We start from the raw sequence: 18,809 nt of genomic DNA, 5'->3' as shown, positions 1-18,809 counted from the left end.
ATTCTAACGAGAAACAAAAAATCTGTCATCAGTAATAGATAAAATCTATTACCAACAACAGATATTGTAGAACCTTTCTTTTCCCCAATTGGGGTTTTCTTCTCGACAATTTTTATTCCACTGTTATTGGCAGGCATTCTTTTTTATATGCTGAATCCAATTGTTAATTTGATTACTAAAATGAGGCTGGGGAAACATCGAATTTCTCGGACCTGGGCAACGACTTTAGTCTTTTTACTGCTGCTTGGTGTTATTGCTTTGATTGCGACAGTCTTTATTCCCAAAATTGTAGATCAGTTAGTTACATTGGCAAATCAGGTTCCTGGGGCGGTGAATGACGGTCAGCACTTGCTTGAAAAATTTTTTAAGCAAATGAATTCTCAAACTTATCTTAAACAGATTGATTTCACCCAAATTACTGATAAATTTTCCAAGAATATCAGCGGTTATGTGAACACCATTTTTAATGGGTTGACGACGGGGATCGGTGGCATTATTTCCGCTGCGGCTAATGTGGTGATCATTGCCGTTACTGTGCCGGTTGTGCTGTTTTACATGTTAAAAGACGGCTATCGACTGGCCCCGACGCTTAAAAAGCTGTTCCCAGAAAAGCATCAGGATCAAACAATGGCGCTTTTGTATGAGATGAGCCACACGATTTCCAAGTACATTTCAGGCCAAATGATTGAGTGTTTGTTTGTTGGAACCTTCACGGCAATCGGGTATCTGATCATTGGCACCCCATATGCTTTGTTATTAGGGGTAGTCGCCGGGATTTGCAATATTATTCCTTATTTGGGACCCTACATTGGAATTGCGCCAGCATTGATCGTTTCTTTCTCACATGGCGGTTTCTGGGGCGTTATCTACAACATTATCGTGGTTTTGATTGTCCAACAAATTGATGGTAACTTGGTTTATCCAAACGTTATTGGTAAGTCGTTGGAGATTCATCCACTCACAATTATTATTATTTTGTTGGCTGCTGGAAATATTGCCGGCTTAATGGGAATGATTTTGGCAATTCCCCTTTACGCCGTCGTTAAAGTGGTTGTCGTCCATCTGTGGAACATTTATCAGTTGGATTGACCCGTCAAAAGGATTAATAATATTTAATAAATATTGACGTTGACGTGGTTTATGCTACTATTTAAGATGTGTTTATTTTCAGTTTGACTAATATTAGAGTAATGATTAAGTAGGAGATTTTATGAAAAAAGTAATTACGTATGGAACGTTTGATTTGCTTCACAAGGGTCACGTTCGTTTATTAAAACGTGCTAAGGCACTTGGTGACCACCTCACCGTTTGCTTGTCATCAGATGAATTCAACGCTGAAAAAGGTAAGAAAGCATACACGTCATACGAAGATCGAAAATACATCCTGGAAGCAATCAAGTATGTTGATGAAGTGATTCCTGAAACCAACTGGGATCAAAAAATTCACGATGTCCAAGATCGTGATATTGACATTTTTGTTATGGGTGACGATTGGAAGGGAAAGTTTGACTTCCTAAAGGATTACTGTGAAGTTGTTTATTTGCCAAGAACAGAAGGCATCTCAACCACAAAGATCAAAGAAGACTTAGGCCTTACGGATACCAAAGACTGGCAAGCTTAATTTAAATGACTTATGACGAGGCTGTTAACAAAACGATGTGTTTTGTACCAGCCCCATTTTATTATGAGGGTAATTAGGACAGCTGCTCCAGGCAGAAGTCTGCAGGTAAGCACCTCAAACAAAAATTCCCCAAACCGGAATTTCCGTTCGAGGAGACTTACGCTCCGACTTCTAACCGCCTGGATCCGCTCACTTTATTAGGATAGCTCCGTAAAGCAAAAACTTCCACCTAAGCACCTTTTACAAAAGTCCCAGGACCGGGGCCTTCTGAAAAAGGAGACTTAGGTTCCAGTTTCTAACCTGCGCTCACTTTATTAGGACAGCTGCACAAAGCAGGGATCTGCAGGTAAGCACCTCAGAGAAAAATTCCAAGACCCGGAATTTCTCTCTGAGGAGACTTACCTTCCAATCCCTAACCGCTTTGTTCCGCTCACTTATTTTTTAGGAGGATAAAATGCAACGAGCAATTTTTTTGGTCAGGTCAATTCAAGGTATCAGAAAGACAACGTTCCGAAGCCGTTTGATGGCCTTGGCCAACAGTAATTACCAAATTGTTGTGTTACTTGCAATGACGAATTTTGATGAAATCTGGCAAGCCAAGCGCGAATTTGAATTGATCAAATTGCCGGCTGAGACGCAGAACATCAGGTTGATTAATTTGGCTGATATTTATGCAGATCATGACGGGATTGCGTTGACTAATGACGATTATTTAACACCAGACCTCACCCAATTGAAGAGTTATGAGTCGCACGCCGGTAAGTTGCCGGTGACCCGCTTTGTGGGGGCCGATGGTAATATTGTAGCTGAAACCTTATTTGGTGAGGATTCAACCAGACTACATACAATTTTGTTTGATAAAAACAGCCGCATTGTTCAGATTAATAATTATGATAGCGCTGATAAACTCTTTGGGATTGAAAAGTATACCAATAATTCATTGGATGAAAGTTTATTGTTGAATGCCAAGGGACAATTAGTCTTTAGATTTACCAACTATTTGCAACCACAAAAAACGACGTATGATCTCACGGATTCATCAGTGATTCCGCTGCCAGCTGAGTTAACGGCGCTTCCAGGCCAAAAAGACGATGACATGTTGAAAAGCTACGAAGCCCAGGGAGTGTCAACAATTACCAAAGCTGTTTCGTACACGAATTATCGCCGTTACGATGATATCAATGCATTCTACCATCAAGTGCTGCTTAACATGGACCTTGAAAATGCACAAACATACGTCGACATTGATCACCTGGTTGAAGCTGCCAAATATTTGCCGGGTAAACGAATCTTTAACTATTAAGGGGACATAAAATTGCGAGCGATACTTTCCGGAGTTCATCAAAAAAAGGGACTTCAAGTTTTAGAATTTGAATTACTGGATGTGACCGGCTCTTTGGAGCAGGCCTATATGTTATTTGTTGAAAAGAACAGTTTGGCCTCCATCATGAAGCCGATCACTAAGGTTCTCAATCATAATATTGTCCGGGTTAATATTGATGCCCAGGACTTTCATTTTGACATGGCCGACCAAACTGAATTTGAATGGCAAATTTTTATGGTCAACAATGGCATCGATCATACCAATGTGATTCAAGTTGAAAGTGAATATTTGAGTGATCGTCACCAGTTGGAACTGACCAGTTACTATCAATTCAACAGCGATGCGCAAGGGATGGCACTGTTTAACATTCGGACTCACCAGTCTGATGAAGATTTCATGATTAACTCGGTTAACTTGACGGATACTGACCTGGAGTTGACGGGTTACAACAAGATTAATGGAATCAGGATTAAGAACCAACGGATTATTTTGAGAAACCAAACCAATAACGGCAAATTGGAATATCCGGTTTCTAAAAAGATGTTCCAAGGGATGTTCACCGTCTCGATTCCGCTCACAGATATTCCTCAGAATTCAGTGGGCGAATTGTATATCAAATACAATCTTGAGGGCAACGAGATTACTCAAAGATTGATCATTTCGAAATCACTGAGTGGCCAGTCCACCATTGCCCAATTACCTGGTAACCGGATGATCACCTTAGAGAAACGGTTTGATAACGGTATTTTGGTTAAAGAATTTCTTGGTGCATCCTTGCTGCAAAAGATTAGCGCTGCCGGTGGCAAGGCCCATGGTATCATCGATGTCATCCGAATGGTTCAAGATAAATTAAATCTTGCCCGAATGCGGTTCTTATTTAGATCAGGCCATTCGCCATACGAAAATACGACAATTATTTTTGAAAGTTTTGGCGGCCGGCAAGTGGGTGACAGTCCGTATGCAATCTATAAAGTGTTTAAGACACTTTATCCCGGGATAAATATGATCTGGTCGATTGACCGCTCACAGAAATCATTCTGTAAACAAAACGGAATTGCTTACGTGGTTCGCCGGACTAACAAGTGGGTACGAATACTTGAAAAGTCTCAATTCTGGATCAGTAATGCCCGGTTCCCAACTTGGGTCAAGAAGCCAAACTATGTCACTTATATTCAAACTTGGCACGGGACACCATTGAAGAAGTTGGGGCTGGATATCGAAAATGTTTCGATGCCAGGAACAACAACCGCGAAATATCATAAGAATTTTGTCAGGGAAGCTAATCGTTGGGATGCTTTAGTATCACCTAACGATTACTCGACTCAAATTTTCCGGTCGGCCTTTGGTTTTAACAACCAAATTTTGAAGATTGGGTATCCTCGAAACGATGAATTAATTAATACAAATCCCGATGAGATTGTCGCAATCAAAGAACAACTTGGAATCCCGCTGGACAAAAAGGTTGTGATGTATGCGCCAACTTATCGAGACAATCAATTTGCTGAGAAGGGCAAGTATACATTTGAACTCCCATTTGATTTGGACGATTTCCGTAAATCATTTGGGGATGATACGGTCTTGATTTTGAGAATGCACTATTTGATTTCGAACGCTTTAGACATTTCGAATTATTCTGATTTTGTGTATGACTTCTCAAATTATCCAAACATCAGTGACTTGTATTTGGTATCAGACCTATTAATTACTGATTACTCTTCGGTGTTCTTCGATTATGCCTATTTGAAGCGGCCAATCCTATTCTATCCATACGATTACCACTTGTATAAGGAGGAACTTCGCGGATTTTACCTCAACTACGAAAAGGATTTACCCGGTAAGATTGCTGGAAATTCAAAAGAATTGTTAGCAGAAATTAATCATGCTTTGGCGCATCCAGATATGAGTGCCAACCAAAAATTCATGAACTTCTATAATCGTTTCTGTGCAATTAACGATGGTTTAAGTTCACTGAAAGTGGTTAATTATGTGATGCACCAAATCGAAAGTGTCTAGACGGGTGTGTTGAGTAGACAAGACGGGCTTGAACGAGCTATTAAGCAGCAATTGAGCGTTATTTAATTAGAAGGGTACGCCAGTGTGATTGCCGCCAAGGGAACTCTTTATGTCGGCGACGCGCAATAAACGGTTGATCCTTGCTATTTAATCGAAAACAGACTGGGATAATCGTTGCTTTGATCCCAGAATTGAACGAAATGGATCAATTATTCCTGGTGGGATAGTTGGTCCTTTTTGTTAAATGACCAGAATCAATCATTTTGGCCGCTTTTCTACTAATAACAGAGACGATCCACGCGAATGATTACTGATCGGAAATTGACATATGGTCTAGCCTCTTTCGCATGGATTCTAAGAACAAGTTGCTTTTTGTGACAATTTCAGTCTCAAAAGTATCCAACTATTCACTGTTCAACACTTATGCTGGCAAAATCATAACCACAACTAGGAGCGTGGTCGAAAACGTGTTAAAATTAATGAGTTATTGACTCGTCTGAAAGGAAGTTAACATGAATACCCAACAATTAAAAAAGGAAGACAGCACCCGGCGCACATTTGCGATCATTTCTCACCCCGATGCCGGAAAAACGACTATCACTGAACAATTGCTTTTGTTTGGTGGAGTTGTTCGTACTGCAGGTACCGTTAAGGGCCGAAAGAGCGGCAACTTTGCTAAATCCGACTGGATGGAAATTGAGCAGAAGCGTGGAATTTCCGTTACCAGTTCTGTGATGCAGTTTGATTATGCCGGCAAACGGATTAATATTTTGGATACCCCTGGGCATGAGGATTTCTCCGAGGATACTTATCGGACTTTGATGGCCGTTGATTCAGCCGTAATGGTGATTGATTCGGCTAAAGGAATTGAGCCGCAAACTAAAAAATTGTTCCAAATTTGTAAGATGCGGGGAATCCCCATTTTCACATTTATGAACAAGCTTGACCGGGATGGCCGTGAACCCATGGATTTGATTGATGAATTGGAAAATGTTTTAGGCATTGACGCTTACCCGATGAATTGGCCGATCGGAATGGGAAAGACCCTCGATGGGATTTATGATCGTTATAATCATCAAGTTGAGCTATATAATCATGATCATGATAAGGACAGCACAATTGTCAAATTGGATGATCACAACAATCCGATCAATGATCCAGAACTGGCTGAAAATGATCAATTTCAAGAAACTAAAGATAATATTGACTTACTGGATACGGCCGGTAATAAATTTGACGAAGCTAAAATTGCCACGGGAGATTTAACACCGGTATTCTTCGGTTCAGCCTTGGTAAACTTTGGGGTTAAGACGTTCTTTGACGCTTATTTGAAATATGCGCCAGCTCCAAGTGCCCATAAGACCGAGGAAGGCGATGTGGTTTCCCCAGATGCTGATCGTTTCTCTGGATTTGTTTTCAAGATTCAGGCTAATATGAACCCTAATCACCGGGATCGAATCGCTTTTGTCAGAGTTTGTTCCGGTGAATTCGAAAAGGGGATGGATGTGAACCTCTATCGGACCAAGAAGAAGTTGCGGCTGTCAAACGTGACTGAGTTTATGGCAAATACGCGTGAAAATGTTAAGACGGCTGTTGCCGGTGATATTATCGGTCTTTATGATACCGGAAACTTTCAAATTGGTGACACGATTTATACGGGTAAATCGCCGATCGAATTCGAAAAGCTCCCACAATTTACACCGGAGCTGTTCGTGCGGGTTTCTGCAAAAAATGTCATGAAGCAAAAATCATTTCATAAAGGAATTGATCAACTCGTCCAAGAAGGGGCTGTTCAGATCTATACTTCTTATACGACCAATGATTACATTCTGGGAGCCGTTGGTCAGCTGCAATTTGAAGTGTTCCAGTTCAGAATGAAAAATGAATATAACTCTGAAGTTAATATGGAATCCCTTGGTCATAAGATTGCCAGGTGGATTGATCCAGACCAACTTGATGAAAGAATGTCATCCTCGCGAAATCTATTGGTGAAAGATCGGGCTGGCAATCCATTATTCTTGTTTGAGAATGAATTTGCCTTGCGATGGTTCAAAGATAAGTATCCAGATGTAAAATTAACTTCTAAACTATAATTTTTGGAAAGAAGAGATTCACACATGGCTACAAAACATTTATCAGCTTGTACCACAATTTTGGTAGGTAAGAAGGCCTCGATCGACGGGTCGACAATGGTTGCTAGAAATGATGACACATTTTTGCCACTGACACCCCAACGTTTCTACGTTGAACCGGCCGTTTCTAATCGTGACGAAGTTTGGGTATCTAACCAAAATGGGTTTAAAGCCCCACTACCCAAAAATGGCTACCGGTATTCATTGACCCCCAATGCAGACGTTGCTAAAGAAGGCGTTTACGCTGAAAGTGGATTTAACGAAAAAAATGTTGCAATGAGTGCGACCGAAAGTGTTTATGGTAACGAACGGGCCCTCGCCTATGATCCGTTGGTCAAAAATGGCTTGGCAGAAGACTCTCTTCAGTCAATGGTTTTGCCATACATTGACTCAGCTCGAGATGGCGTCAAATATCTTGGCAATTTGATTAAAAAGTATGGGTCACCAGAAGGCAACGGTGTGATTTTTAGTGATCATAACGAAGTTTGGTATATGGAAATTGTAACGGGACATCATTGGGTTGCTCAACGAATTCCAGATGATGCTTATGCAGTAGCAGCTAACCAAGTTGCGATTCAACAAGTTGATTTTAATGATTCTGATAATTTTATGTCTTCTGACGGGATTCAAGAGTTTGTTGAAAAATATCATTTAAATAATCACAAAACAGGTTTTGATTTCCGGCGGATTTTTGGAACGGATAACGAAAAAGATCGTCACTATAACACGCCTCGGGTTTGGTATGGTCAGCACTATTTCAACCCTGAAATTGAGCAAGATCCAACTTCATCTGACTTACCTTTTATTTGTCATACAGATAAGAAGATCACGGTTGAGGATATTGAATTTGTCTTGGGGTCTCATTTCAATGAAACTAAGTATGATCCTTTAGCACCAGGCAACGAAGACACGAAGACGCTGTTCCGACCAATTGCGATGAATCGGACGCAAAACTCCCATGTTTTGCAGATTCGTAATGACGTGACGGGCGGCTGTTCTGCAATTATGTGGCTCTGCTTTGGGGTACCCGCATTTTCACCATACGTGCCATTCTTTGCTAATGCTAATGATACGGACGAAAGCTATGCCAACACACCATTGCACTGTGATGATGAAAGTGCGTACTGGATGTATCGAAAGTTGTCAATGTTAGTTGAAACCCACTATTCAGAGTTTGCTCAAGATGATGTTGATTTCTTGACGGATTCCAAGGAAAAGCTTCGTCGCCATGTTCAAGATACGATTGATGAAGCAAAGGGCTTGAAGGGATCTGAATTGACGAATTATTTGACAGAGCAGAATCATCAAGTTGTTAAAATGATGAGAATTGCCACGGAGCATTTTAATCATCAGCTGATTGAAAAGGGATTAAACCTTTCGAAGTTAACCTTTGAGTATGATAAGAACCTGTAGTCTGAAAAAATAGCAGCCTACGTTCACCTTCAAAGAGTGGCTGCTTGCAGTTTGGCCTTTGAAGGCATCATCGTGCTAGCAGCCTAGCAATTTAATGCAATGAAATAAGGGCCCCCGACCAAAATCCAGTGTGGATTGATGGTCAGGGGCCCTTTGTGGTGGACAATTTTTTGAGACATTTGCTAAAGTATTTTCAATTACTTGGATCAAAACGGCTATTTGTTACGCTCACAATTTCATTCATCAACAGCCACATAATTTCTAGGGATCACCGAATGATCGGCTAATTCATACCAAATTAAATCCTGATCGTCCACAATTGTTGCGACAATCGAGACTCTGCTGCCATCAAGTAATTCATTAGTTTGAGTTCCATAAGGTTGGTCAAACACCGCAACCGAACGCCCTGGGACAAAACTAATGGTTCCAAACAACCGAACTGGATTGCGGGATGTTTCAGTAATTGGTCCAGCAACTTCTTGAACTGGTGGGTCACTTGGTTCAAGCAGATGATTCTTAATCCATTCAAAGCCGCCAATATTTAACCAGCTGGTACCGTTCGAAGTAATGACGCTACCAAAGACTTTTAAAACCAGGTTCTTTGGCAACCCAGTTCGCAGGATGTGACCATTGGGCTCATCAAACACATCATGGTGGCGCGTTAACTTGACGTAATACTCAACTTGTTGAACCGTTTTCCAGTCGGCCCGCCGATAGGCAAAAATGACTTTTTGAATGTCAGTGTTGAAATGGCCCAAAGTATTGCCTGTACTGGTGATCAATCGATAATTAGCTACATTTGGGCAATCAATTCGATACTTCTTCCCCAATTTGTCACTCAAAATATTGACAGATTGAAGAATGTTGCCAGTATCCGTATCCACAGAATAGATGAGGACCGGCTGACCTTGGCGCAACTCGTAATGAACGGTGATTTCTTGGTCATCATCTTCAAAATAACTTGTGAAGTTATCAATGGCAGTGATGAAATAGTCCGCAAACGTTGGAAACCGAAAATGCAGACGATCACCGCTAAAGCCATTTAAAATGTCTGCCGGGCGAATTTCGTGTTGATTTTCATCCAAATAAAAAATGGAAATTTGTGATTGTTGCCGGCTTTCGTAACTGAAGTCGGTTTTGGCTGGCGCTTGATCAACTGGTTGCGGTTCTTTAACCTGATGATCAGCAGGGGCTGGTTGCACTTCTTTATTTTGGCGGCTATCGGCGGACTGAATTGAGTCAGATCCAGGATCTACGTTAACCGTTTCCCGTTTGTGTCGCCGGTAATGATTGCGACGATTAATGCGATTTTGCCGCGCTTGGGGACGAATGGGGGGAGAACTATTCAATTTTCGTCTAAGCCAATCAATCAGCGTCATTTCGTATCTCCTAAAAGGTTCTATATAAAATTATATCATAATCTAAGGGACTGCGAAATCAAGCGCTTCATAATTGGTGAACAATTCTTTATGGCAAATTCTATGTACTAAAAAAGTGGTCCGAACAATTTGCTCGAATCACTTTTTTGATCAATTATTGATCACTTTTAGTTGAACCATTTGATTTAGTGGCAGGCTTTGCTTCACTGTCAGTCTTAATGACGATGTTTCCTTTACGATCAACATCGGCAGTTAAGCGAGCGGCACCTTCATGATCAAGATAGTAATCAGCGACTTTATCTTCAACCTGCTCTTGGATCACTCGACGAAGTGGTCGGGCACCCATTGCCGGATTGAATCCTAATTCAACCAACTTAGCCTTGGCTTTATCAGTCACATTAATGAACAATCCTTGTTGGGCAAGCATGTTGTTAACATCATCGATCATCAGCGAAACAATCTTCTGGAGATTTTCCTTTGAGAGTAGGCTGAATTCAACAACATCATCGAAACGGTTTAATAGTTCTGGTTTGAAGTAGTTGGTCAACTTGTCAATGATTGAGTGGGTCTTGCCGGTAGCGGCAGCACCAAAACCAACGTTGGCTTCTGAATCACCTTGGCCGGCGTTACTCGTCATGATAATGATGGTATCCTTAAATGAAACCGTCCGTCCTTGGCTATCCGTCAAACGACCATCGTCAAGGATCTGAAGGAACATGTGAAGAACATCAGGATGGGCTTTTTCAACTTCATCCAACAAAATCAGACTGTATGGGTGACGACGAACTTGTTCAGTTAACTGACCAGCTTCTTCGTACCCAACGTAGCCAGGAGGTGAACCAATCAACTTAGCCACTGAGTGCGGCTCCATGTACTCAGACATGTCAAACCGGATCATGGAATCCTTTGAACCAAATAGTTCATAGGCGAGTTGTTTAGCTAATTCAGTTTTCCCAACGCCGGTAGGGCCGACAAATAGGAATGAACCGATTGGCCGGCCGGTTCCATTGAAACCAACCCGGTTACGACGAATAGCCCGAGCAACCTTTTCAACAGCTTCGTTTTGACCAACGACGTGCTTTTCAAGGTTAGGAGCTAAGTTGCGAAGTTGTTGCTGTTCCTTGGCTTGTAATTCACCAACTGGAATTTCAGTCTTCTCTTCGACAATCTTTTCCATGTCTTCTGCAGTTACTTGCGGGGTATCTGCGGAATTAACGCTGCCGTTTTCCTTGGTCTTTTCAAGCTTACTTACTTGATCACGATAGTAAGCGGCTTTTTCATAATCTTCACTCTTCAAAGCAGCTTGTTTCTGCTTCTCGGCATTTTGAATCTTTTCGTCAACCGTGTGAGGATCAACCGCATTAATGGTCAAATTCTTTCGAGAGCCGGCTTCATCGAGTAAATCGATGGCCTTATCAGGTAAGAATCGATCTTGAATGTAACGGTCGGACAACTTAACTGCTGCCTTAATCGCATCATCCGTGTACTTAACGTGGTGGTAATCTTCATAACGTTTCTGGATACCCTTCAAAATCTTGATCGATTCCTCTGGTGAAGGTTCTTCAACTGTCACTGGTTGAAGTCGACGAGCCAAAGCTGAATCTTTTTCGATATCACGATATTCTTTTAACGTTGTGGCACCGATTAACTGGAATTCGCCACGGGCAAGTGCGGGCTTTAAGACGTTACCAGCGTCCATGCCACCCTCGGCATTTCCGGCACCAACAATTTCATGGATTTCATCGATGAATAGGATGATGTCTGGATTGTCTTGAACTTCCTTGATTAATTGCTGCATTCTCTGTTCAAATTGGCCCCGGATCCCGGTTCCTTGAACAAGTGAAACGACGTCAAGGCGAATAATTTGTTTGTTTTGCAGCTTTGAAGGCACGTTGCCAGAAACAATTTCCTGGGCTAATCCTTCAACAACAGCTGTTTTACCAACTCCAGCTTCTCCAATGAGAACTGGATTATTCTTGGTTCGACGGTTTAAGATTTCGACGACTCGACGGATTTCATTATCACGACCGATAACTGGATCAACTTTCCCATCTCTGGCAAGTTGGGTTAAATTGATACCATATTGGCCGAGAAGTGAGTTGCCATTTTGTTGAAAACCTCTTGGACCGCCACCGTTATTTGGTCCCATTGGTTGGGTAGGCGGAATTTCTTGTTGGGAGTTTGGATTAACATTTCCGTTTTGCATTGCGCGGAAAATGTCGTCTAAGCCACCAAATCCAAATGGATCTTGAGCCATATTTTGAGCACCTCCTGTGTTACGTTGTTTGTTCGATAGGAGTTGATAGCAATTTTGGCAAAGGTTAATTGTTTGCTTTTGACCATTCACACTCGCATAAAGATGAATGGTTGCTGGATTCTTATGGCAATTTTGGCATAGCATTAATTGCTTTCCTCCTTTAATATAGAAAATAAAAGGACAACGAAGGATGAAGTTACTGACCAACTTTGACCTTTGAAATTATTATACAACAACATATGATGTAATCAAGTAATTGGACTGAACAGATCATTTAAGGAGATGATTAACCATTGGCAGAAGACGTAAATTATGAGGAACAACTGAAGAAGCTAGAATCCGGAGAGCTTGATAGGATTGAAGTGCACCCAGACCACTTCATGGATTTCCAGGTGGCCTACATGAATTTTGACAAGCGCAAGCGGGTGATTGGGACCGCAAATCAAGGTGGTGTGGTGACATATGTTTTTGAACGCGACGAAGATGACAAAAAAACGCAATAAATGCTGTAAGCGGTTGAGGTTAAGCTTGTATTTTGGTTGATATATTGCTATTCTAAGATGAGTAAGGAATAATTTTAACTTTAAAATTATTTTTCGGAGTTTATAAAACTGATCAGAGGAGAATGATTTATAATGGAAAAACGTGAATATAACATTGTGGCAGAAACAGGAATTCATGCTCGCCCAGCTACTTTATTAGTCCAGACGGCAAGCAAGTTTAACTCAGATATTACCCTTGAATATCAAGAAAAGTCCGTTAACTTGAAATCAATCATGGGTGTGATGTCATTGGGTGTTGGCCAAAGTGCATCAGTAACAATTACTGCTGACGGCGACGACGAAAAGCAGGCAATTGCTGCAATCAGTGAAACAATGAAGTCTGAAGGACTCACTGACTAATTCATGTTCATTGTGATGAATACTAGACTTATAAATAACTTAAAAAACAAGTTGCTAACGGCTATAAACGGTTGATTAGCAGCTTGTTTTTTTAGTTTGACTCGTTTGCAATACTAGAACTAAACCAATATAATTATAACGATTGTTACACTACAGTGCCGTCTGCAATGGGTGAAGCGGTCACTTTGGCACAGTGTGCAGATCTGGGCGCACATTTTAACGACACGGTCCAGATACTACCGTTAGTGGTGTTGCTGCTGCCTTCGAAATACTAAATTGTACCACCAGAAAGGGGAATTAGTCGTGAACATTGGAATTTTTACTGATACCTATTTCCCACAAGTCAGTGGGGTCGCCACCTCGATTCGAACGCTTAAGAACGAGTTGGAACGGCAAGGAAACCAGGTTTACATTTTTACGACGACTGATCCTCACGTTGATAAAGATACATATGAACGAAACATATTCAGATTTTCCAGTATTCCATTCATTTCCTTTACAGATCGGCGGATCGCAGTTCGGGGGCTTTTTCAAGCTTATGAAATTGCTAAAGAGCTGAATTTAGATATCGTCCATACCCAAACGGAATTTTCAATGGGTGTGATTGGAAAATTTGTAGCCAAGAATTTGAATATTCCCTGTGTTCATACTTATCACACAATGTATGAAGATTATTTGCATTACGTTGCCAATGGTAAGCTGCTCAAACCTGTCCATGTTAAGGAAGGTACTTTGGCATTCTGCTATCACTTATCTGGCGTAATTGCCCCAAGTGATCGCGTGCTCGACAAATTAACGGACTATGGGGTTAAAAGTCAGATGCGGATCATCCCAACCGGAATCGATATTGGCATGTATGCCAAAGAACTTCATACCGATATTCGAACCAAGTATCACATTTCAAGGGATACGCCGTTGATGTTATCTATCAGCCGGTTAGCTTATGAAAAGAATTTAGCCCAAGTCATTGACTGGGTGCCGGATATTCTTACTAAGGTTCCCGATGCAAAATTAATGATTGTCGGCGATGGTCCGGCCAAACAAGATTTGATGGATCAGGCTGATAAGCTCGGGTTAGCTGATCACGTGATCTTTACTGGCGAAATCAGTAATGACCACGTGAACGCATTTTATCGGGCTGCGGATGTGTTTGTTTCTGCCTCTGAATCTGAATCTCAAGGACTGACCTATATTGAAGCGATGGCTGCTGGGTTGCCCGTTGTCGTGACAACAAGCGACTACACGGATGCGCTGTTAAACAACCGGACGTTGGGGCAAACCTATCACGATGCTTCAGGATATGTGGATGCGGTTGTTAACTATCTCACGGAACCTGTCCAAAATAACACAGGGAAAGCCAAAGGAATTTTACAGAAAAAGCTCAAGACGATTTCTGCTGAAACATTTGCCGATCGGGTTGTCGATTTTTATCATAACGTGACGGTTGAACAGGAGTTGCCAAAAGATCCAACGATTAATATCGAATAATTACTGTTTCTGAAGGAGTTTCTATGCTTAAGATCAACATGTTCTCGACTGCCGACAAGGTTAAGGGCCAAGGTGTGGGTAGTGCTTATGATGAATTAATTGCGATGTTAAAGCAGCGCTTTCCAAAGGACTTTCAGATTACAATTAATAGTTATGCCAAAGCGGATATCAGTCACTATCACACGATTAATCCCAGTTTTTACCTTTCTACCTTCTCCAAGAAGCGGGGCCGAAAAATTGGCTACGTTCATTTCATTCCAGAGACTTTGGAAGGTAGTTTAAAAATTCCTCAACCGTTTAAGGGAGTCTTTTACAAATACGTGATTGCGTTTTACAAACGGATGGATCATATTGTTGTCGTGAATCCATCGTTTATTCCCAAGTTGGAGAAGTATGGCATTCCAAGTGACAACATTACGTATATTCCAAATTTTGTGAGTCCAACTGAGTTCTATCCTGCTGACAATCAGCGTAAACGCGAATTGAGAGCGACTCATGGGTACAAGCAAGATCGGTTTACAGTGTTAGGCAGTGGTCAAATTCAAACTCGAAAAGGCGTTTTGGACTTTGTTGAACTTGCCAAACGCAATCCAAGTGTCCAATTTATCTGGACGGGTGGCTTTTCGTTTGGCAAGATCACTGAAGGGTACGCGGAACTCGAGAAAATTGTGAAGGACCCGCCCAGCAATTTAGCTTTTCCGGGGATCATCGATCGTCAAAAGATGGTTGATTATTATAACCTGGCCGATTTATTTATCTTACCATCATACAATGAGCTATTTCCAATGTCTGTCTTAGAGGCATTTGCGACCAATACACCAGTCATGTTGCGTGACCTGGACTTGTATAAGTCGATCATTGACGGCTATTATTTGCCCGCAAAAGATGTCAATGAGATGAATGACCAACTAGTAGGGCTTATCACCGATGACGCCAAGCTGAATGAATTGAAGCAAGTAACGAAAACGGCTAGTGAGCGATACTCAGAATCTCACTTGGCAAAAGTTTGGTATGATTTTTACAGGAAACAAGCTGAGGAAGGGTAACAATGTCACGAAATAATAAAATCACCCTATTTGTAATGGTGATCATTGGTGCTGCCATTCTTGCGTACTCGATGAAGGACATCAAGTTAAGTGTATTGATTCATGATTTTTTCACCCTTGATCCGTGGTGGTTGCTGGTGGCATTTCTATGTATTTGTGCCTATCTAGTGATTGAAGGTTTCGTCACCAAGGTGTTGGTTTCAAACCGCGTTGAGAATTTTACCCTCAAAGATGCGTTACGAGTGCCATTAGTCGAACAATTATTTAATGGAATTACGCCGTTTTCGTCTGGTGGCCAACCTGGGCAACTCATTGTGATGCTCCAAACCGGGATTGACGGCGGTCGTGCGAGTTCGGTTCTACTAATGAAATTCGTTGTTTATCAGGCGATGATTGTTATCAATTTTTTTATTAGTTTAATTATTGGGTTTCATTTTGTTGCCAGTAAGCTGCATTTTTTGGCATTGTTCGTGCTATTTGGTTTTTTGATCCATTTTTTTGTGATCGTTGGCCTCTTAATGATTATGTATTGGCCAAGATTCACTAAAAAAGTAACCAAAATCCTTTTTCATCCGGTAAAATGGTTTACAAAAGACGAAAAATATTATGCCATGCGGGTTACTCTCTATGAAAAAATCGACAACTTATATGAGGAAAGCATTCGGATTGGTCGTCAGCCAAAGCTGTTATTAAAGGTTGTCGTGCTCACTTTCTTCCAATTATTGTTCTATTACCTGATTCCATATTTCATTATGCTCTCACTTGGCTATTACAGTGCCAATATTTTCATGGTAACCAGTCTCCACATTATGATTGTCATGATTATTTCACTCTTTCCGATTCCTGGTGGGTCAGGTGGTGCTGAGTTTAGTTTCGAATCATTGTTTCATAGTTTTATTTCAAGCAATAGTAAGTTGGTACTTGCCATGATTCTCTGGCGTTTATTGACATACTACTTCGGAATGGCTGCTGGGGCATTTGCTTTATTAACCAAACCAGATAAAGTTGATGATTCTGATAAACCAGCTTGAATGGCTGTTTATCGGATATTTTTGGAGGAACAAAGATGATATCTGATAAAAAATATCGTTTTTCGAATATTTTGAATACTCGGTTGGGATTTTTCTTCCTGATCGTCATACTTTTTTGTATTAAAACGTATATTGTTTACCTAACCAAGTTCTCGCTTGGTGTTAAGGGTGGGATGCAGGAGTTCCTGCTGGCAGTGAATCCAATCCCAGCTGCCTTACTGACGTTTGGAATTGCTTTATACTTTAGTGGTCGACTTTCATACTGGCTGATGATGATTATCGATTTCTTGGAGACTATCTGGATCTTTGCTAACATTGTCTACTACCGGGAATTCTCCGACTTTTTGTCAATGGGAATCATTAAGGGAAGTGGGAACGTTCAGAACAATCTCGGAAAGAGCCTCGTCGAAATTGTTCGATTTAGTGACTTCTTTATTTTCCTGGATATTTTAATTCTGATTGGATTACTTGTTTTCCATGGGATTAAGACAGATGCCCAACCGTTCAAAAAGCGTTATGCCCTTTTGATTTCGTTCATTTCCCTATTGTTAATGGGGGGTGAGTACGGACTGGCCAATTCTGATCGGACCGGTCTATTAACTCGGACTTTTGATAATAACTATATTGTTAAATACTTAGGACTAAATGAATACGCAGCATTTAATGCGTACCAAACTCAAAAGGAATCGGCTACCCGGTCGCATGCAAAGGCGAGTGACATGGATAGTATTTTGAAATACTTAAAGCACACCAGAGCCAAACCCAATCCAGCGTATTTTGGTAAGGAAAAGGGGAAGAATGTCTTTATCATTCATTTGGAAAGTTTCCAACAATTTTTGATTAATTACAAAGTGGATGGTAAGGAAGTCACACCACACATTAACAAGTTTTTCCGTAACAAGAATACTGTCAGTTTTGATAATTTTTATCATCAAGTTGCCCAAGGGAAAACTTCAGATGCTGAAATGATGTTGGAGAACTCACTTTATGGCTTGCCGCAAGGTTCAGCAATGGTGACCTATGGCGCACAAAATACGTATCAGGCAGCTCCTGCGATCCTCGATCAGCGGGGTTATACGACTGCTGCCTTTCATGGTGATGTTCCCAGTTTTTGGAACCGGGATAGTACATACAAGTCCTGGGGCTATCAGTATTTCTTTAGTTCACAGTATTACAAGATCAAGCCTTCATACAGTGTTGGTTATGGCTTGAAAGATAAGATCTTCTTTAGAGATGCCGCTAACTATATTCAACAATTACCCCAACCGTTCTATGCAAAGCTGATTACGCTTACCAATCATTATCCGTATGAATTGGATAAGAAGAATACCGATTTTCCTGCAACGACAACGGGTGATAAGACGGTCGATCCATACGTTCAGACCGCCCATTACCTTGACCAGGCATTTGCAGAATTTTTGAATTATCTTCGTAAGACTGGCTTGATGAAAAATAGTGTCATTGTGGTTTATGGTGACCATTATGGGATTTCCAATAATCATCGGCCGGCGATTGCCCAGCTCCTACACAAGAAATCGATTAATAATTATGATCTTGCTCAGTTCCAGAAGGTACCCTTTATGATCCATGCAGATGGCCTAAAAGGGAAAGTTGATCATAGTTATGGTGGTGAAATCGATGTGCTGCCTACTTTGCTACATCTACTGGGTGATAAGAATAACAATACGATTCAATTCGGTACTGACTTGTTATCCAAGCAGCATGATCAGCGGGTTGCCTTTAGAAACGGAGATTTTGTTACTCCTGAGTATACAAAGGTTGGTAGCACGGTGTACCTGACTAAAACGGGTCAGGCAATCACCCCCAATGCCAAGCAAAAGAAGGAAATTGCCAGCATCCAAAACCACGTAACAACCGAATTATCGCTTTCAGATCGAGTGATTTATGGTGATTTGCTACGCTTCTATACACCAAAGGGATTCAAGAAAGTGAACCGTAAGGACTTTACCTATCAATACACTAAAGGGATTGATAATTTAAAGAAGGCCCAAGAAAAACATCTAACAAGTATTGAAGCCAAGAATGGCGGTAAGTCGACCATGAGTTTATATAAGACGGATGCGCCAGAATTAAAATAAGGTGATGGCTCTGAAAGACCAATTTATATTGGCTCTTCGTCAACTGTTGTTGGTGAAACTAAATTCGAGTTCTAATCACTTTGTGATTAGGGCTCTTTTTGTTT

13 protein-coding genes and 1 pseudogene are annotated in these 18,809 nt (G+C 41.1%); 12 read left to right on the top strand and 2 right to left on the bottom strand.

What is annotated here, in order from left to right; translation table 11 throughout:
• Positions 1-78: 78 nt before the first annotated feature.
• From QUF07_RS09620 to QUF07_RS09595, 6 genes and pseudogenes are all read left to right on the top strand, one after another.
• A pseudogene (locus QUF07_RS09620) lies at positions 79-1,089 on the top strand (AI-2E family transporter); the annotation flags it as partial.
• A 121-nt stretch (positions 1,090-1,210) separates the two neighbouring features.
• Complete coding sequence (gene tagD, locus QUF07_RS09615; RefSeq protein ID WP_008856956.1) at positions 1,211-1,621, top strand: glycerol-3-phosphate cytidylyltransferase; 411 nt, start codon at positions 1,211-1,213, stop codon at positions 1,619-1,621.
• A 454-nt stretch (positions 1,622-2,075) separates the two neighbouring features.
• Positions 2,076-2,924, top strand: a complete 849-nt coding sequence (locus QUF07_RS09610; protein ID WP_217163951.1) for a hypothetical protein — start codon at positions 2,076-2,078, stop codon at positions 2,922-2,924.
• Between the two features lie 12 nt (positions 2,925-2,936).
• Positions 2,937-4,958, top strand: a complete 2,022-nt coding sequence (locus QUF07_RS09605; protein WP_289427298.1) for a CDP-glycerol glycerophosphotransferase family protein — start codon at positions 2,937-2,939, stop codon at positions 4,956-4,958.
• A 512-nt stretch (positions 4,959-5,470) separates the two neighbouring features.
• On the top strand, positions 5,471-7,051 hold the full coding sequence (locus tag QUF07_RS09600; protein WP_289427297.1) for a peptide chain release factor 3: 1,581 nt from the start codon (positions 5,471-5,473) through the stop codon (positions 7,049-7,051).
• A 24-nt stretch (positions 7,052-7,075) separates the two neighbouring features.
• Complete coding sequence (locus tag QUF07_RS09595) at positions 7,076-8,503, top strand: C69 family dipeptidase (protein WP_217341479.1); 1,428 nt, start codon at positions 7,076-7,078, stop codon at positions 8,501-8,503.
• A 236-nt stretch (positions 8,504-8,739) separates the two neighbouring features.
• Here QUF07_RS09595 and QUF07_RS09590 read toward each other — a convergent pair whose 3' ends face one another.
• Both QUF07_RS09590 and QUF07_RS09585 read right to left on the bottom strand, forming a co-directional pair.
• Entirely contained in the window at positions 8,740-9,882 is a 1,143-nt protein-coding gene (locus QUF07_RS09590) for a MucBP domain-containing protein (protein WP_217163943.1), read from the bottom strand.
• A 154-nt stretch (positions 9,883-10,036) separates the two neighbouring features.
• On the bottom strand, positions 10,037-12,283 hold the full coding sequence (locus QUF07_RS09585; RefSeq protein ID WP_289427296.1) for an ATP-dependent Clp protease ATP-binding subunit: 2,247 nt from the start codon (positions 12,281-12,283) through the stop codon (positions 10,037-10,039).
• Between the two features lie 149 nt (positions 12,284-12,432).
• Here QUF07_RS09585 and ykzS point away from each other — a divergent pair, with 149 nt between their 5' ends.
• The 6 genes from ykzS (at position 12,433) to QUF07_RS09555 (ending at position 18,705) form a co-directional block, all read left to right on the top strand.
• Entirely contained in the window at positions 12,433-12,642 is a 210-nt protein-coding gene (ykzS, locus tag QUF07_RS09580; protein WP_217163938.1) for a protein YkzS, read from the top strand.
• Positions 12,643-12,774: 132 nt separating this feature from the next.
• Entirely contained in the window at positions 12,775-13,041 is a 267-nt protein-coding gene (locus QUF07_RS09575) for a phosphocarrier protein HPr (protein WP_054748547.1), read from the top strand.
• A gap of 303 nt (positions 13,042-13,344) precedes the next feature.
• Positions 13,345-14,529, top strand: a complete 1,185-nt coding sequence (locus QUF07_RS09570) for a glycosyltransferase family 4 protein (RefSeq protein WP_217163935.1) — start codon at positions 13,345-13,347, stop codon at positions 14,527-14,529.
• Between the two features lie 23 nt (positions 14,530-14,552).
• On the top strand, positions 14,553-15,575 hold the full coding sequence (locus QUF07_RS09565) for a glycosyltransferase family 4 protein (RefSeq protein ID WP_217163933.1): 1,023 nt from the start codon (positions 14,553-14,555) through the stop codon (positions 15,573-15,575).
• 2 nt (positions 15,576-15,577) lie between these two features.
• Positions 15,578-16,606 (top strand): lysylphosphatidylglycerol synthase transmembrane domain-containing protein, encoded by a 1,029-nt coding sequence (locus tag QUF07_RS09560; RefSeq protein ID WP_217163931.1) that lies wholly within the window; start codon positions 15,578-15,580, stop codon positions 16,604-16,606.
• Positions 16,607-16,641: 35 nt separating this feature from the next.
• A complete protein-coding gene (locus QUF07_RS09555) occupies positions 16,642-18,705 on the top strand; it encodes an LTA synthase family protein (protein WP_217341481.1) in 2,064 nt (687 codons plus the stop codon).
• Positions 18,706-18,809 lie beyond the last annotated feature (104 nt).

Source organism: Lentilactobacillus sp. TOM.63 (genome assembly GCF_030361045.1).
Classification (GTDB): domain Bacteria; phylum Bacillota; class Bacilli; order Lactobacillales; family Lactobacillaceae; genus Lentilactobacillus; species Lentilactobacillus dabitei.
This window is presented reverse-complemented; position numbering and strand designations above follow the sequence as displayed.

Excerpts from the sequence above, each read along its gene's own strand:
- tagD (WP_008856956.1), top strand. The coding sequence starts at position 1,211 with ATGAAAAAAGTAATTACGTATGGAACGTTTGATTTGCTTCACAAGGGT.
- QUF07_RS09610 (WP_217163951.1), top strand. The coding sequence starts at position 2,076 with ATGCAACGAGCAATTTTTTTGGTCAGGTCAATTCAAGGTATCAGAAAG.
- QUF07_RS09575 (WP_054748547.1), top strand. The coding sequence starts at position 12,775 with ATGGAAAAACGTGAATATAACATTGTGGCAGAAACAGGAATTCATGCT.
- QUF07_RS09600 (WP_289427297.1), top strand. The coding sequence starts at position 5,471 with ATGAATACCCAACAATTAAAAAAGGAAGACAGCACCCGGCGCACATTT.
- QUF07_RS09585 (WP_289427296.1), bottom strand. The coding sequence starts at position 12,283 with ATGCTATGCCAAAATTGCCATAAGAATCCAGCAACCATTCATCTTTAT.
- QUF07_RS09595 (WP_217341479.1), top strand. The coding sequence starts at position 7,076 with ATGGCTACAAAACATTTATCAGCTTGTACCACAATTTTGGTAGGTAAG.
- QUF07_RS09590 (WP_217163943.1), bottom strand. The coding sequence starts at position 9,882 with ATGACGCTGATTGATTGGCTTAGACGAAAATTGAATAGTTCTCCCCCC.
- QUF07_RS09565 (WP_217163933.1), top strand. The coding sequence starts at position 14,553 with ATGCTTAAGATCAACATGTTCTCGACTGCCGACAAGGTTAAGGGCCAA.
- QUF07_RS09560 (WP_217163931.1), top strand. The coding sequence starts at position 15,578 with ATGTCACGAAATAATAAAATCACCCTATTTGTAATGGTGATCATTGGT.
- QUF07_RS09555 (WP_217341481.1), top strand. The coding sequence starts at position 16,642 with ATGATATCTGATAAAAAATATCGTTTTTCGAATATTTTGAATACTCGG.